The sequence below is a fragment of the Pseudomonas quebecensis genome (assembly GCF_026410085.1).
GTDB lineage: Bacteria > Pseudomonadota > Gammaproteobacteria > Pseudomonadales > Pseudomonadaceae > Aquipseudomonas > Aquipseudomonas quebecensis.
Genome location: NZ_CP112866.1, coordinates 1,361,046 through 1,376,038, shown reverse-complemented (window position 1 = coordinate 1,376,038; position 14,993 = coordinate 1,361,046). Strand labels below are relative to the sequence as shown.

Genomic DNA, 14,993 nt, shown 5'->3' with positions numbered 1-14,993 from the left:
TCAGCCGATTCTTCCCTCTCCAGGCTTTTCGCAGAATCGGCCCCCAACAACCAAAACAACGATGAGGCACTCCCGTGGACAAGATTTTTCACCAACCACTGGGCGGCAACGAAATGCCGCGCTTTGCCGGCATCGCCACCATGATGCGCCTGCCCCACCTGCAAACGGCCCAGGGCCTGGACGCCGCGTTTATCGGCGTGCCCCTGGACATCGGCACTTCACTGCGCGCCGGCACCCGCTTCGGGCCACGCGAGATTCGCGCCGAATCGGTGATGATCCGCCCTTACAATATGGCCACCGGCGCCGCACCGTTCGACTCGCTGTCGGTGGCGGACATCGGCGACGTGGCGATCAACACCTTCAACCTGCTCGACGCGGTGCGCATCATTGAAGAGGCGTATCACCAGATCCTCGAACACGACGTGATCCCCCTGACCCTGGGCGGCGACCACACCATCACCCTGCCGATCCTGCGGGCGATCCACAAGAAATACGGCAAGGTCGGGCTGGTGCACATCGACGCCCACGCCGACGTCAACGACCATATGTTCGGCGAGAAAATCGCCCACGGCACCACGTTCCGCCGCGCCGTGGAAGAGGGCCTGCTCGATTGCGACCGCGTGGTGCAGATCGGCCTGCGTGCTCAGGGCTATACCGCCGAGGACTTCAACTGGAGCCGCAAACAGGGCTTTCGCGTGGTCCAGGCCGAAGAATGCTGGCACCACTCCCTTGCGCCGCTGATGGCCGAAGTGCGGGAAAAAGTCGGCGGTGGCCCGGTCTACCTCAGCTTCGATATCGATGGCATCGACCCGGCCTGGGCGCCCGGCACCGGCACGCCGGAAATCGGCGGCCTGACCACCATCCAGGCGATCGAAATCATCCGCGGCTGCCAGGGGCTTGACCTGGTGGGTTGCGACTTGGTGGAAGTGTCGCCGCCCTACGACACCACCGGCAACACCTCGCTGCTGGGTGCGAATCTGCTGTACGAAATGCTCTGTGTACTGCCCGGCGTGGCGCACCGCTGATGAGCACGCAGGAGGTGCTGCAAGCGGCCGCCGACCTGGTGGCAGCCTTCGCCCGCAATGACCGCGCCGCTTACTTCGGCGCGTTCACGGCCGATGCCAGCTTTGTGTTCCACACCCTCACCCAGCCGCTGCTGAGTCGCGACGCCTACCAGTCGTTGTGGGACAGCTGGCGCAGGGACGATGGATTCGAGGTGCTGTCCTGCACGTCGAGTAACGCCCACGTCAGCCTGCACGGGGATGTGGCGATTTTCATGCATGACGTGGCCACCGCGTTGCGCATGCACGGGGAGCAATGCTTCAGCCAGGAACGCGAGACCATTGTGTTTATTCGACAAGGGTCTGGCACACAACAAGAACAAGGCCTGTGGCTGGCCTGTCACGAACATTTGTCCGCTATGCCGGAAGGGCTGCCGCCCCCTTAGCCAATGTGATCGGAGCTGATCATGAATAATAAAAACAACCAAAAAAGTATTCGCACCATAGAAACCAACGGGGTCGAACAGATCCCGGACCACGAGCGTACCGCCAGCCCCAAGGATCTGTTCCGACTGATCTTCGGCGGTGCCAATACCTTTGCCACCGCCGTGCTGGGCTCCTTCCCGGTACTGTTCGGCCTGTCGTTCCAGGCCGGCGTGTGGGCGATTGTGCTCGGCGTGCTGGTGGGCGCGCTGATCCTGGCGCCCATGGGCCTGTTCGGGCCGATCAATGGCACCAACAACGCCGTATCGTCCGGCGCGCATTTTGGCGTGCATGGGCGCATTGTCGGCTCGTTTCTCTCGCTGCTGACGGCGATTGCCTTCTTCTCCTTGTCGGTGTGGAGTTCGGGTGACGCACTCGTAGGCGGCGCGAAACGTCTGATCGGCCTGCCGGAAACCGACCTGACACTGGGCCTGGCCTACGGCCTGTTCGCCTTGCTGGTGCTGACGGTGTGCATCTACGGCTTTCGCTTCATGCTGTGGGTCAACCGCATCGCCGTGTGGGCCGCGAGCCTGCTGTTCCTGCTGGGCATCTTCGCCTTCGCACCGGCCTTCGACAGCCACTTCGCCGGCAGCGTGGCCCTCGGCCAGAGCGGTTTCTGGGCGGCCTTTATCGGCGCCGCGCTGGTGGCCATGAGCAACCCGATTTCCTTCGGTGCGTTCCTGGGCGACTGGTCGCGCTACATTCCGCGCCAGACGCCGAAACTGCGCATCATGCTGGCGGTGATTGCGGCGCAGATCGCCACGCTGATCCCGTTCCTGTTCGGGCTGGCCACCGCGACCATCGTGGCAGTCAAGGCACCGGACTACATCGCGGCCAACAACTATGTCGGCGGTCTGCTGGCGGTGGCGCCGACGTGGTTCTTCCTGCCGGTGTGCCTGATCGCAGTGATCGGCGGCATGTCCACCGGCACCACCTCGCTGTATGGCACCGGGTTGGATATGTCCAGTGTGTTCCCGCGTTTGCTCTCTCGGGTCAAGGCGACGTTGCTGATTGGGGTGATGTCGATTGCCTTCATCTTTATCGGACGTTTCGCCGCCAATCTGGTGCAGAGCGTGTCGACCTTCGCCGTGCTGATCATCACCTGCACCACGCCGTGGATGGTGATGATGATCATCGGCCTGATCGTGCGCCGCGGCTTCTACTGCCCGGATGACCTGCAGGTGTTCACCCGTGGCGAGACCGGCGGGCGCTATTGGTTCAGCCATGGCTGGAACTGGCGCGGACTGGGGGCATGGATCCCGAGCGCGCTGGTGGGCCTGTGCTTCGTCAACCTGCCGGGGCAGTTCGTCGGCCCGCTGGGCAATCTGGCCGATGGCATCGACATCAGCCTGCCGGTGACCCTGGGGCTGGCCTCGGTGGTGTACCTGACGCTACTGCGAATGTTCCCGGAGCCGGCCTCGGTTTATGGACCGACCAAGTCGGCCAGGGCTTTGGCCACAACCCGCGCGCAAACCGCCTGAAAAAAACAATCGGAGACTCGCCGTCATGGCTTTGGATTTATTCGTCGTACTCATCTACGCCGCCGGCATGCTCGTGCTCGGCTATTACGGCATGCGTCGCGCCAAGACCCACGAAGACTACCTGGTGGCCGGCCGCAACCTGGGCCCGTCGCTGTACATGGGCACCATGGCCGCCACGGTGCTGGGCGGCGCGTCCACCGTCGGCACGGTGCGCCTGGGCTATGTGCATGGAATCTCCGGCTTTTGGCTGTGCGCTGCGCTGGGCATGGGGATCATCGCGCTGAACCTGTTCCTGGCCAAGCCGCTGCTCAAGCTGAAGATCTTCACCGTGACCCAGGTGCTGGAAAAACGCTACAACCCCATGGCACGCCAGGCCAGCGCGGTGATCATGCTGGCGTATGCGCTGATGATCGGCGTGACGTCGATCCTGGCCATCGGCACCGTGCTGCAAGTGCTGTTCGGCCTGCCGTTCTGGGTCTCGGTGCTGCTGGGCGGTGGCGTCGTGGTGGTGTATTCGACCATCGGCGGCATGTGGTCGCTGACCCTCACCGACATCGTGCAGTTCGTGATCAAGACCGTCGGCCTGATGTTTATTCTGCTGCCGATCTGCCTGTATCGCGTCGGTGGCTGGGACGAACTGGTGGCCAAGCTGCCGGCGTCGAGTTTCAGCTTCACCGCGATAGGCTGGGACACGATCATTACCTACTTCATGATCTACTTTTTCGGCATCCTGATTGGCCAGGACATCTGGCAACGCGTCTTCACCGCCCGCGATGAAAAGGTCGCGCAGTACGCCGGGACCTTCGCCGGCTTCTATTGCGTGCTCTACGGGCTGGCCTGTGCGCTGATCGGCATGGCGGCCCATGTGCTGATCCCGGACCTGGACAACGTCAACAACGCCTTCGCCGCCATTGTGAAACTGTCGCTGCCGGACGGCATTCGCGGCCTGGTGATCGCTGCGGCCCTGGCGGCCATGATGTCCACCGCCAGCGCCGGCCTGCTGGCAGCGTCCACGGTATTGACCGAAGACCTGCTGCCCCGACTGCGTGGCGGTAAACAATCGAGCCTGAGCATCAACCGTCTGTTCACCCTACTGACCGGCACCGCAGTGCTGGGCATTGCGCTGGTGGTCAATGACGTCATCAGCGCCCTGACCCTGGCCTACAACCTGCTGGTGGGCGGTATGCTGATCCCGTTGATGGGGGCGATCTTCTGGAAGCGCGCCACCACGTCCGGTGCCATTGCTTCCATGACCCTGGGCTTTGTGACGGCGCTGGTGTTCATGTTCAAGGACGGGCTGGATGCAAACACGCCGATCTACTACAGCCTGGCAGTGGGCTTGGTGAGTTTCGTGGCGGTGAGCCTGCTGTCGCGCAAACCACAAGGTGTGGCTGCGCGCGCGGTGTGAGGCGCGGGAATTTCTTCAACGGGTGCGACGTCGGAGGTCGCACCCGTTTTTCAGTGGGCGTTCATGGCCAAGACCATAGGCGCTTTGGCCTGGATAATTTCCTGCACCAGAGCGGCCCACAGCAACCCCTGTGTGGTGCCTGCGGCATAGGTTCCGCCGGCGGCGATGCGGTTGTGGGCGCAGTAGTACACGATGGATAAACCATCCTGGGTGCCCGGCCTGGCACATTCGATAACGTGCAAGTCACCGGTCTCAACAGCCATTCGATAAGACGTCGGAAAGTGTCTAGAAACGGCTGCCAGACAGGCGGCGAGTATTTGCTCTTTGTATTCCGGTGATGAGCCCGGCGGAACCTGCCCACCGGAGATCAAAATGCAATCTTCGTCCAGGCGGCAATTCATGACGCCGATGGGCAGTTCATACTGCAACTTAAGCCCACGTATACTTGCACCTTCATTAGCCATCGCGCGCAGTTTGAAAAACCAGCCGATGATTGGGAGCACTGCTTGTTCCTCTATCCCCATGGCAGTGACAACAATGTGCTCTCTACTGAGCTGGGCAATTTCGACCGCACTCAGGTGCCGGGACCTGAACTGTACCCCGGCACGCCGCAAAAGTACCTCTATCTCAGCCATCAGCTGGATAAACTCCAGATCGTACCCCGATACTTCAACCGCCTGATCGACCCCAGGAACTCCAAACTCTGCGCTGAATGTTTGCTGAGTAAGCGCTTTCAGTTCAGATCCCGGCTTACCACTCGGCCAAGGTCTATTTTCAATATCGCGTTGCTCGCCAATCGCTGCGTCGACGTCGCTGATATTATCGGTATAGGCTCTTACGATCTTTGATCGCGTGAAGGGCGCCAATGACGGATTGTCGACAAGTAGCTTCTCAAACAACTCGATACCAGCGCGATTGCACTCAACAGTCAAATATTGATTTATGGGAAATAAGTAGTCGTTGTGCAGTGGTTTTGCCATGGTCTCTGTTGCTGACATATGGCGCATGTTCACGAGCTTATGACTGGCACCATCGTTCTGTGAGTTTCCGCCATATACCACCACACGATAATTTGCCAGACGCAACATTACGGCTTGAAGCAGGCCATTGATACCTCGCCCGATAATAGATACCTGCGGCGCACCGGCATTTGCTGGCTGAGAAGGAATCGTCAGTGGCTGTGTAAGCTTACGCCTTACAAGCCCACGTAAAGCCGTCAAGCTCAATTGAACACTGACCGCGTAATCCAAGTCGCAATTGCAGTTTTCGGTTGTAGCCGCATGTGTAGTGAGCATCGGCGGTCTGCGCCAAGTTGCAATGGCGCAGTCGAGCTCCTTTGCGCGAATCCGAAACGCCTCCAGCGTCGCAGGGCCATAGTCCAGAATAAGCTGGACATCGTCAGTTACCGCCAACGCGCGCAAAGCCTCACTACTGAACACATCTGGCTTGGCGACGCAGATCAAGCGAGCATCACTGTGTAGACACTGTATAAGCGTCTGATCAATACGATGAGCAGACTCTTCATTCAGCGATAAGCAGATAGCTACAGCATGGGCCCCCTTCATTGCCTCATGCCAATCATCAAAAAATGAAACTCTATTATCGAGTTGAGCGCTCCCTCTATTGTTCAGGATTCGACTTTTTCGTTCCAAAACCCTGATCCGAGCGTCCGAATCTTGTTTCAACAGCAATTTAACCAGCTCTTTACCGACGTTTCCGTATCCGAGCACACAAATATCCAGGGGCATCGTATCGTTAGAAAGCGTCAGCCAGTGCGCCACATACGCCGCCACATGCGGCGCGTTCACGCCTGGGGTATTGATCACCCGGATATGGTTCGCTTCGCACAGGTCCAGCCGTACTTTATCCAGGCTGGTGCCTCTACGAATCAGACAAAGGTCGCCAAACGGGTGAGCGACGCGCCATCGCTCAATGAGGTCGGCATCGATGACTTGGTCCGCGACAATCAATGTGGACGGGCGCAACAGGGCGATCTGCAACAGCAGCGTTTGTTGGGGGATGGTTGGGGGAAGAAACACGACATTGCCGGGAGCCTCGGCCCGCCAGCGTCTCGACACCGGAGCGATGTGTAAGACTGTGTCTAGGGTGGCGATCAGTGAGGCGACGACGGGCGGCACACAAGAGAGGGTCATGTCCTCATCTCCAGCAGGTTCAAGTAGGCGCTGGAGAATTTTCTACGCTGATTTTTCGAATTAACTAAGCCAGCCGATTCTGACAAATAAGTAGTCTGATTCCGACGCTTGAAGACGAAAGTCTGACAGGCAGGGAAGCATAAGTATCTTATTGGCGAGGGAGCTTGCCACAGCAAGCCCTCTCCCGCGGTGGGGTCCTCAGTGTCCTATCAACCGCGGATTACCGGCGACGTGGGCGACGCTGTTCATCATCCGTACGAATCGGCACCGGTTGCAGCGGCGGCTCGATCAGGCCCAGCGCGACGCCGAGGTCATGGAGCCAGGTTTGAATTTTCTCTTTCATAGTGGTGCCCCCTTTGAGGGTAATGCGGATCGGCGGTAGCTGAATTGCCTTACATAAAATGTCGCCGCTTCCTACTGATAATAGCCCTAAGTACTACGCATTGCTTGAACCAAACCACAACGAACTATTACCGAATCGGTCCGAATCCTGACGGATCGCTCAAGCAATCGCGCGCGTGTCCGACAGCACCTCGGCCTTGCCTTTTTGCTGCAGGTCGATCCATGCGTTGAGGTTAGCGCCGAGCATACCCTTTCGCCACATTAACCAGGTGGTCGCAGTGGCAAATTGCCCTATCAGCGGATGAACGGACACGCTGTCCCTGCCCGGCAGGCTGGCAAGCATGGATTCGGACATCAATGCCACTCCCGAGCCGGCGATGACACAGGCGAGCATGCCCTGATATGACTCAATCTCGATGGCGCGGCCCATGGCTACGCGATCCTGGGCAAACCAGCTTTCCAGACGCGTACGGTAGGCGCAGCTGCGGCGGAAGGTGAACACTGAGCGGCCGGCCACATCCTGCGGCCCGCGTACCGGGGGGTGGTCCGCTTCACAGATCAGCACCAGGCGCTCCTCACATAGTGGGATCCCGTCCAGGGAGGCGATGGTCAGCGGGCCGTCCACCAAGGCCGCGTCCAGGCGTCCGGTGATCAGGCCTTCAAGCAATTCGCCGCTGGGCGCCGACTGGACCTGCAGGTTCACCATCGGGTAAGCCTTGTGATAACGCGCCAGCAACGTCGGCAAGTGAATCGCAGCGGTGCTGTACATGCTGCCCAGCACAAAATCCCCGGCCGGTTGGCCACCTTGCACCGCGCCGTGGGCTTCGTCATGCAAGGCCAATAGCCGCGTGCTGTAGTCCAGCAAGACTTTGCCGGCCGGGGACAGCTGCAAGCGCTGACGTTCGCGCACGAACAATTCGACGCCGAGCTGTTCCTCCATCTGCTTGAGGCGAGTCGACAGGTTCGACGGCACGCGGTGCAGGCGCTCGGCCGCGCGGGTGATGGAGCCCTCTTCGGCCACAGCTTGGAAGATGCGCAATTGACTGAACTCCATACCTTTCTCCAAAGCTGAACAAGTTGCTCACTATTATTCATTTTTACAGAAAGTCAATGCACCTTAGGCTGATCGTCATTCGCCTCTCGCCGGAGCCTGACCATGTCGCCGTTGATTCGCTTACTTGCCAGCTTTGTCGCCTTGATGATGGCCATGGGCATTGGCCGCTTCGCCCTCACCCCGCAGCTGCCGCACTTGCTCAACGAAGGTCAGATCGACCTGACGGGGGCGGGATTGATAGCCGCCGCCAACTACCTGGGCTATTTCGTCGGTGCCGTGGATTCGATGTTCGCCCGCAGCCATCACCACATTCGTGGCCGTCTGTACGGCGGGCTGTGGCTGTGTGCGCTGCTGACCCTGGCCTCGTACTGGGCCCACGGGTTCTGGCCGCACCTGCTGCTGCGATTCGGCACGGGGGTGGCGAGCGCCTGGGCGTTGGTGATGATTACCAGCCTGAGCCAGCCGCTGGCTATTGCCGCCGGCCGGCCGCGCGCGGGGACGCTGGTGTTTGCCGGGCCGGGGTTCGGGATTGTGCTGACCGGCCTGCTGGCGCTGGGCTCCAACCTGCTTGGGCAAAGCAGCGCAACGCTGTGGCTGGTGTATGGCGGCGTGGCGTTGGTGATGCTGCTGGGGATACTACCGTTCCTGCCGCCGGTCAACGCAACGGCCGCCCCGGTGGTCGACACCAGCGTCGGCGGCAACGCCAGCATCACGCATCTGTGCTGGACGTACGCGTTGTACGGCGTGGGCTACATCATCCCGGCGACGTTTCTGTCGCAGATGGCCAGCGCGCAATTCAAGGGCGCCTGGCAGGCAGACCTGTTCTGGCCCTGCTTTGGCCTGGCATCGGCTCTCGGCGTGGTGGCCGCGAGCCTGCGCCGCAAGGATGCGCACACCACACGCCGCTGGCTGATGACGACCCTATGGCTGCAAGCGGCCGGCGTATTCGCCTGCCTGCTGGGCAATGTCTGGGGCCTGGCTTTGGGGGTGCTGTTGTGCGGCGGGCCGTTCCTGGCGTGCATGCAGCTGGTGATGGCGCGCCTGCGAGAGATCGCGCCCCACGGCTACCAGCGCAACACCGGCCTGCTCACCGCCAGCTTCGCCATCGGGCAATTGAGCGGGCCTTTGCTGGCGTCGTTCAGCAGCCATTTGAGCGGCGGCCTGCAGCCGGCGCTGGTGATGGCCGGTGCAGGTCTGTTACTGGCGGGCGGGATCGTACTCAGCTCGCGACCAACGGCGCCGGCATGCGAACCTGCTCGCGTCGCGCCAGCACCAAGAAGAACAGCCCACCCAGCAAACACCCGGTGAACCATGCGAAGTTGGCCAGCCCCTGCAATGCCGGGGTGAAGGTGATCGCGACGCCCACCAGCGTCGCGGGCACCAGCGCCTTGACCGCCGTCCAGTTCACGCCGCCGTCGAAGTAGTAACGCCCGCTCGGGCTGTCGTCGAACAGCGCATCCACGTCGATCCGCTGCTTTTTGATCAGGTAGAAGTCCACCAGCAGGATGCCGAACAACGGCCCGATAAACGCCGCGAGAATATCCAGGGTGTAGTGGATCATCAGCGGGTTGTTAAACAGGTTCCACGGGGTGATGAAGATCGAGGCCACCGCAGCGATCATGCCACCGGCACGCCAGCTGATTTTGCTCGGCGCGACATTGGCGAAGTCGAACGCCGGGGACACGAAGTTGGCGACGATGTTGATGCCGATGGTGGCGGTCACGAACGCGAAGGCGCCGAGCAGAACGGCCATGCTGTTATCGATCCGCGAGACGGTCGCGATCGGGTCGTGGAGCATCTCGCCAAACACCGGCAAGGTGCCTGAAACGATCACGACGGTGACCAGGGAAAACGCCAGAAAATTCACCGGCAGGCCCCAGAAATTACCGCGTCGCACGTCCTGCATGCTGCGGCAGTAGCGGCTGAAATCGCCGAAATTCAGGGTAGGCCCGGAAAAGTACGACACCACCAAAGCCGTAGCGACGATTACCTGGCCGAACGCCTGCCAACCCGAGAGGGATTTCTCCGCCAGGGTGAAACTGATATTCGCCCAGCCGGCCTTCCACACGATCCAGCCGGCCAGGATAAACATCACGGCGTACACCACCGGGCCTGCCCAATCGATAAAACGACGGATGGACTCCATCCCGGCCCAGAACACTGCGGCCTGCAGTACCCATAAGCTGAGGAATCCGAACCAACCCAAGTAGGAAAGACCCGCAAAATGCGGCTCGGCGTACACCGCCATCTGTGGGAAAAAGCGCAGCACCACAATGATCAAGGCACTCGATGCCAAGTAGGTCTGAATGCCGTACCACGCCACGGCGATCAGGCCGCGAATCACAGCAGGAATATTCGCACCGAACACCCCGAATGCCAGCCGGCAGATCACCGGGTAAGGTACGGCCGCCTGCTGGCTGGGCTTGGCCACCAGATTGGCGATCAACTGCACGATACAAATGCCGGCGAGCAAGGCGATCAACACCTGCCAACTGGCCAGCCCCAGCGCGAACAGGCTGGCGGCGAACACGTAGCCGCCGACGCTGTGTACGTCGCTCATCCAGAAGGCAAAAATGTTGTACCAAGTCCACTTCTGCGGCAGTGGTCCCAGGTCCTGGTTATACAGGCGTGGGCTGTAGCCGTTGGGCAATTGCTCGGTCATCGCTGGGCTCCTCGTCATACCCGCCTGCGCTGCCGTAGCGGGTGCATACGGAAGGCGGCATAGTTTGTATACGGAAGAGTCAGCAGAATACGTGCCAATGGCACACAATCCCTGTGGCACGGGGCTGCAAAGCGATCATCAAGCTTTAACCAACGGCACTTCGCTCAGCAACGGTGCAGGTTGATCCTGTACACAATCATCGGTGCACCCGATCTGCACACGCATAACCCACCGTGCAGCAGGCCGCTGTGAGGAAGGTGCCCCAGGCCATATCCATCATTGCCAATTGGGCGGACCACCCCTGCAGCGTGGCCCAATTGCTCAAGTCATAGGTGCCATAGGCCACCAGGCCCAACAATGCCCCCAGGCGCGCCGCACGTTGCCAGCTGGCACTGGGCAGCACCACGAACACGACGCATCCGAGTACATATAAGAGATAGAAGAGTGCTGCGGGCAACAACCGCGGCTGATCGAGCATCAGCGGGCCCAGCAGGGATTTGTAGGTGGGGCCCATGACCACGCCGAGCCAGAGGCCGTCCAGAATCAGAAACGCGAGCATAGTGCCGAGGTAGGCAAACAGGGTCTTCTTGGTCATGGAAACAGCCTCCGTAGGCACCGATTGGTGCCTACAGAAGAGCAAACCGCACTCAGCTTAGTTCAATGCGATCGGCATGAATCACAATCTGCCCCTGCTTGTAGAGCGCACCAATGGCCTTCTTGAAGTTGCCTTTGCTCACCCCGAACAAGTTGCTGATCAGCGCCGGGTCACTTTTATCGCTGACCGGCAAGGTGCCGTTGTTGTCGCGCAACTTGGCTAGGATCTTCGAGTTCAGGCTGGACGCCGCTTCCTGGCCGACCGGTTGCAGGCTCAGGCTGATGTTGCCATCGGCGCGGATCTCTTTGATAAAGCCCTTCTCTTCCTTGCCAGGACGCAGAAACTTGAACACTTCGTTCTTGTGGATCAGGCCCCAATGCTTGTTGTTGATGATCGCCTTGAACCCCATATCGGTGGCTTCAGCGACCAGCAGATCGACTTCCTGACCCACCTGATAGTTGGCGGGGGTCTTGTCCAGGTAGCGGTCCAGGCGCGCCGTGGCAGTGATGCGCTTGGTGTGCTTGTCGAGATAGACGTGCACCACGCAATACTCACCCGCGCTCAATTGACGTTTTTCTTCCGAATACGGCAGCAACAGATCCTTAGGCAGCCCCCAATCGAGAAACACGCCAATGCTGTTAACTTCCACCACTTTCAAACTGGCGAATTCGCCGACTTGAACTTTGGGTTTTTCGGTAGTGGCGATAAGTTTGTCATCGCTGTCCAGATAAATGAAAACGTTAAGCCAGTCTTCATCTTCACTGGGAATATCCTTGGGAATATACCGATTAGGCAAGAGGATTTCGCCATCTTGCGCACCATCAAGGTACAAACCAAAGTTCGTGTGTTTGACTACCTGCAAACTGTTGTAGCGCCCGACTAAAGCCATTTCCAAACCCCTCGTTACGTGGGCGGCATTCTACCCGAGTTGTGCCCGCCACGCGCGCACGCCTGAAAAATCGCGGGGTTACGTGGCTTTCTACTGGCCCTGCTCCGCTCGTCAGATCATCGTGGTGAATTCCACTGTGGGAGAACGTCACGCCGATGCACGGCTTTCGAGTTAAAACAGCAAGTTAGCGGCTTATTTGCGTGACGAACTTCCGCCATTGCGGACAGCAGCACTTATTCCAAAGGGATATTTGCCAAGCAATTGTCAAGTATTTCCTGTACGATGCCTGGCCAAGTTAATTTTCTACAGGTTAGTGGCCGCCATGCGTGTAAAAGCATCCAACAGCAAAGCAAAGCCAGCTCCCGCCGTTGAAACCAGCGAATCGATCAACAGCCAGATCGCTGCGTTCCTCAAGTCCGGTGGCGAAATCCAGCAAATTGCCAAGGGCGTGAGCGGCCAGACTTTCGGCCCGTCCAAGCAAATCAGCCTGGGCAAGAAGTAACCCCCCGCACCACACCCTGGTTCCTGAGCGCCTTGCCTTCAAGGCGCTAGGGCTGGCGTCTGAGACACCCTCACATCGCATTCAATAGCACGCTAATCGACGAACGGAGCTCAACGCCCGCCATTCGCCGGTATCCTTGCACACGTCTAGCACGGGCATCCGCTCGATTTTCTCCGTCACTGCTCCTCGCTTTTCATGGAGTGAAGCATGTTCAAACCCTGCATATTCCTGATCACTGCCCTGGTCGCCAGCCCGCTGGCCGAAGCGCAAATCTTCCAGCGCGAATTGGGCGACTTCGACCTCAAGCTGGGCACCACCCCCAGCCGCAGCATGGCCCAGGGTCTGGTCAAACCGACGTCGCCGGGCAGTGATTCGTTTCACGGTGGCCTGGACCTTAGCCACGACAGCGGCCTGTACTTCGGCCAATTTTCGCCCAACATGGGCCTGTCATCGTCCAGCAACCTCGAAGTCGATTCCTACATGGGCTTCAAGCACCCCTTTGACCAGACCCTGGGCTATGAAGTGGGCCTGATCCACTACAGCTACCCCACGCTCAGCCCGATGAACAGCCAGGAGTTCTACGGTGGCCTGAACCTGCTGGGCAATCGCTTCGGCGCCTCATTCAGCAACGACCCGGACCGTCAGGACAGCACCCTCTTCGCTGACCTGGGCGGCACGCAGCCCTTCGGTATCGGCGTGAGCATGAAGTACACCACCCATCAGCTGGGCTCCCCGGTCTCGGTGAACGGTGGCTCCATCAGCAGTTTCAGCGATTGGTCGGTGCAATTTTCCCGCGCCTGGAAAGGCATCGACCTGGACCTGATTTACAGCGATTCCAGCCTCAGCGGCGGCGACTGCTCGGCCTACTCCGGGCACAACACAGAATGCGATGGCCTGCTGACCCTCAAGGCCGTGCGCTCGTTTTACTAACCGGCTGAACTGTCGGACCCGGCCAGCGTTCACATGCACTAATCCCCTCTGCGCAAGGTTTCGCTCATGCTGCGTCGGCTCAAATTAACGGTGGCACTGCTGGCCCTGAGTCTGCTGCTCGCCGGCTGCAATCGCGTGGGCCTGGCCTATCGCAACCTGGACGTGATCATTCCCTGGACCCTCAACGACTATCTGGACATGAATGCCGGGCAGAAAAGCTGGTTCAACGACAGACTCAAGGAACACCTGGCCTGGCATTGCACCACCCAATTGCCGGGTTATCTGGACTGGCTCGACCGCCTGCAACAGATGGTCGACAGCAACCAAGTCACCGACGTCGAACTTCAGGCCCGTACGGCAGAGGCCAAGCGAGCGATCGCCGAGGTCGCCCGCGAAATCACGCCCTCGGCTATCGAGCTGCTGAAGGGATTGGACGATGAGCAGGTCAACGCGATGAACGACGCGCTGGCCAAAGACCTGCGCAAACGCCAGGACGAGTACCTCAAGCCGCCACTGGAGCAACAGATAAAGGAACGCGCCGAGCGCATGCGCAAGCGCCTGGACAGTTGGATGGGCCCGCTCAGCGCCAGCCAGCAAGCGAGGGTCATGGCCTGGTCGGTAGCGTTGGGCCAGCAGAATGAGCAGTGGATCGGCAACCGCGCCCATTGGCAGGCGCAGTTTATCGACGCGGTGCAGCAACGCCGTAACGCCGATTTCCCACAAAAAATGCAGCAGCTGCTGGTGGACCGGGAAAGCCTGTGGACCCCGCAGTACCGAGCGGCCTACGCGCAGACGGAAGCGCAGGCGCGCAGCCTGATTATCGACCTGATGGCGGACAGCACTGCGCAACAGCGGCTGAAACTGACTCAGAAAATCGACGGGGTGCGCAGCGACTTCAAAGCCCTCAAATGCCTGAAGGCCACTGAGCGCTAACGGGGCGGGGTGCCCCCCCCCGCCACGACAGCGTCGTACAGACCTTAGATCGCGCCGCCCGCATTCGCCGCTTCGCAGGCCACACGCTCAAAGGTCGCTTCGTCCAACGCGTCTTCCTGTTCGTCCAGGATCTGACGCGAACGGGCATCGCCGGGAATGGAGCTGTCGATCAGCGCCAGCAAACTCGAACCCCGCGGGGTCAAGATGAAATTTTCACCGTTACCGCCCTCTTCTTCCGGGCGCGGTTGGATAAAGCCGCGCTTGAGCAGCAGCGCCTCATAATCGGCGGCGTTTTTTTTCAGTGCATCCAGATTACCGATGGATTCGCCGGCCGTGGCCTTATCGGCGGCTTCCTGCTCCGCATACTTGCGCGGGGCAAAGTTACCCTCGCCGTTCTGCACTTCATGCAGCAAACGTTCGATCAAATCCCAATTGTAAGTCGTCATCCTGATTCCTCCTGCGGGCGTGAGGAAAAGTAGCCCGTCAGCAGGTGTGACCTGTGACGTCAGCGGCCGTTCAGCCGAATGCACGGGCGGTATTTCTCTGAACTTTCCAGACGT

The 14,993-nt window shown here is 59.9% G+C and carries 15 protein-coding genes; 8 read left to right on the top strand and 7 right to left on the bottom strand.

What is annotated here, in order from left to right:
* Positions 1-74: 74 nt before the first annotated feature.
* The 4 genes from speB to OSC50_RS06510 are packed head-to-tail and all read left to right on the top strand — an operon-like array spanning position 75 to position 4,373.
* Complete coding sequence (speB, locus tag OSC50_RS06525) at positions 75-1,025, top strand: agmatinase (protein ID WP_181075972.1); 951 nt, start codon at positions 75-77, stop codon at positions 1,023-1,025.
* Complete coding sequence (locus OSC50_RS06520) at positions 1,025-1,447, top strand: nuclear transport factor 2 family protein (RefSeq protein ID WP_253508811.1); 423 nt, start codon at positions 1,025-1,027, stop codon at positions 1,445-1,447. Before speB ends, OSC50_RS06520 begins: the two co-directional genes overlap by 1 nt.
* Before the next feature lie 21 nt (positions 1,448-1,468).
* Entirely contained in the window at positions 1,469-2,965 is a 1,497-nt protein-coding gene (locus OSC50_RS06515; protein ID WP_181075976.1) for a purine-cytosine permease family protein, read from the top strand.
* Positions 2,966-2,990: 25 nt separating this feature from the next.
* Complete coding sequence (locus OSC50_RS06510) at positions 2,991-4,373, top strand: sodium:solute symporter family protein (protein ID WP_181075978.1); 1,383 nt, start codon at positions 2,991-2,993, stop codon at positions 4,371-4,373.
* Positions 4,374-4,423: 50 nt separating this feature from the next.
* Here OSC50_RS06510 and OSC50_RS06505 read toward each other — a convergent pair whose 3' ends face one another.
* The 3 genes from OSC50_RS06505 to ptrR form a co-directional block, all read right to left on the bottom strand.
* Positions 4,424-6,526 (bottom strand): FAD-dependent oxidoreductase, encoded by a 2,103-nt coding sequence (locus OSC50_RS06505; protein WP_253508813.1) that lies wholly within the window; start codon positions 6,524-6,526, stop codon positions 4,424-4,426.
* A gap of 220 nt (positions 6,527-6,746) precedes the next feature.
* Positions 6,747-6,869 carry a PA1414 family protein gene (locus tag OSC50_RS06500; protein WP_017737772.1) on the bottom strand — a complete coding sequence of 41 codons (123 nt, stop codon included), beginning with the start codon at positions 6,867-6,869 and terminating at the stop codon, positions 6,747-6,749.
* A gap of 159 nt (positions 6,870-7,028) precedes the next feature.
* Positions 7,029-7,922, bottom strand: coding sequence for a putrescine utilization regulator PtrR (gene ptrR, locus OSC50_RS06495; RefSeq protein ID WP_181075982.1), 894 nt, complete (start codon positions 7,920-7,922; stop codon positions 7,029-7,031).
* A 102-nt stretch (positions 7,923-8,024) separates the two neighbouring features.
* Here ptrR and OSC50_RS06490 point away from each other — a divergent pair, with 102 nt between their 5' ends.
* Complete coding sequence (locus OSC50_RS06490) at positions 8,025-9,230, top strand: MFS transporter (RefSeq protein WP_266246300.1); 1,206 nt, start codon at positions 8,025-8,027, stop codon at positions 9,228-9,230.
* On the opposite strand, the gene OSC50_RS06485 is transcribed toward OSC50_RS06490, so the two are convergent.
* The 3 genes from OSC50_RS06485 to OSC50_RS06475 all read right to left on the bottom strand — a co-directional run bounded on the left by OSC50_RS06485 (position 9,142) and on the right by OSC50_RS06475 (position 12,068).
* Positions 9,142-10,584 (bottom strand): NCS1 family nucleobase:cation symporter-1, encoded by a 1,443-nt coding sequence (locus OSC50_RS06485; RefSeq protein ID WP_181075986.1) that lies wholly within the window; start codon positions 10,582-10,584, stop codon positions 9,142-9,144. The two genes, OSC50_RS06490 and OSC50_RS06485, sit on opposite strands and share 89 nt — an antisense overlap.
* A gap of 196 nt (positions 10,585-10,780) precedes the next feature.
* A complete protein-coding gene (locus OSC50_RS06480) occupies positions 10,781-11,179 on the bottom strand; it encodes a DUF2177 family protein (RefSeq protein WP_253508818.1) in 399 nt (132 codons plus the stop codon).
* Between the two features lie 52 nt (positions 11,180-11,231).
* Positions 11,232-12,068 carry a CvfB family protein gene (locus tag OSC50_RS06475; RefSeq protein ID WP_181075990.1) on the bottom strand — a complete coding sequence of 279 codons (837 nt, stop codon included), beginning with the start codon at positions 12,066-12,068 and terminating at the stop codon, positions 11,232-11,234.
* Positions 12,069-12,390: 322 nt separating this feature from the next.
* Here OSC50_RS06475 and OSC50_RS06470 point away from each other — a divergent pair, with 322 nt between their 5' ends.
* From OSC50_RS06470 to OSC50_RS06460, 3 genes are all read left to right on the top strand, one after another.
* Positions 12,391-12,570, top strand: a complete 180-nt coding sequence (locus OSC50_RS06470; RefSeq protein ID WP_003193095.1) for a PFL_1563 family small protein — start codon at positions 12,391-12,393, stop codon at positions 12,568-12,570.
* 207 nt (positions 12,571-12,777) lie between these two features.
* Complete coding sequence (locus tag OSC50_RS06465) at positions 12,778-13,500, top strand: TorF family putative porin (protein ID WP_181075992.1); 723 nt, start codon at positions 12,778-12,780, stop codon at positions 13,498-13,500.
* A gap of 66 nt (positions 13,501-13,566) precedes the next feature.
* Positions 13,567-14,433, top strand: coding sequence for a DUF6279 family lipoprotein (locus OSC50_RS06460; protein ID WP_253508823.1), 867 nt, complete (start codon positions 13,567-13,569; stop codon positions 14,431-14,433).
* Positions 14,434-14,477: 44 nt separating this feature from the next.
* On the opposite strand, the gene OSC50_RS06455 is transcribed toward OSC50_RS06460, so the two are convergent.
* Entirely contained in the window at positions 14,478-14,879 is a 402-nt protein-coding gene (locus OSC50_RS06455) for a transcriptional regulator (RefSeq protein ID WP_253508825.1), read from the bottom strand.
* Positions 14,880-14,993: the final 114 nt, after the last annotated feature.

Excerpts from the sequence above, each read along its gene's own strand:
- OSC50_RS06520 (WP_253508811.1), top strand. The coding sequence starts at position 1,025 with ATGAGCACGCAGGAGGTGCTGCAAGCGGCCGCCGACCTGGTGGCAGCC.
- OSC50_RS06515 (WP_181075976.1), top strand. The coding sequence starts at position 1,469 with ATGAATAATAAAAACAACCAAAAAAGTATTCGCACCATAGAAACCAAC.
- OSC50_RS06510 (WP_181075978.1), top strand. The coding sequence starts at position 2,991 with ATGGCTTTGGATTTATTCGTCGTACTCATCTACGCCGCCGGCATGCTC.
- OSC50_RS06505 (WP_253508813.1), bottom strand. The coding sequence starts at position 6,526 with ATGACCCTCTCTTGTGTGCCGCCCGTCGTCGCCTCACTGATCGCCACC.
- OSC50_RS06500 (WP_017737772.1), bottom strand. The coding sequence starts at position 6,869 with ATGAAAGAGAAAATTCAAACCTGGCTCCATGACCTCGGCGTCGCGCTG.
- ptrR (WP_181075982.1), bottom strand. The coding sequence starts at position 7,922 with ATGGAGTTCAGTCAATTGCGCATCTTCCAAGCTGTGGCCGAAGAGGGC.
- OSC50_RS06490 (WP_266246300.1), top strand. The coding sequence starts at position 8,025 with ATGTCGCCGTTGATTCGCTTACTTGCCAGCTTTGTCGCCTTGATGATG.
- OSC50_RS06485 (WP_181075986.1), bottom strand. The coding sequence starts at position 10,584 with ATGACCGAGCAATTGCCCAACGGCTACAGCCCACGCCTGTATAACCAG.
- OSC50_RS06480 (WP_253508818.1), bottom strand. The coding sequence starts at position 11,179 with ATGACCAAGAAGACCCTGTTTGCCTACCTCGGCACTATGCTCGCGTTT.
- OSC50_RS06475 (WP_181075990.1), bottom strand. The coding sequence starts at position 12,068 with ATGGCTTTAGTCGGGCGCTACAACAGTTTGCAGGTAGTCAAACACACG.
- OSC50_RS06470 (WP_003193095.1), top strand. The coding sequence starts at position 12,391 with ATGCGTGTAAAAGCATCCAACAGCAAAGCAAAGCCAGCTCCCGCCGTT.
- OSC50_RS06465 (WP_181075992.1), top strand. The coding sequence starts at position 12,778 with ATGTTCAAACCCTGCATATTCCTGATCACTGCCCTGGTCGCCAGCCCG.
- OSC50_RS06460 (WP_253508823.1), top strand. The coding sequence starts at position 13,567 with ATGCTGCGTCGGCTCAAATTAACGGTGGCACTGCTGGCCCTGAGTCTG.
- OSC50_RS06455 (WP_253508825.1), bottom strand. The coding sequence starts at position 14,879 with ATGACGACTTACAATTGGGATTTGATCGAACGTTTGCTGCATGAAGTG.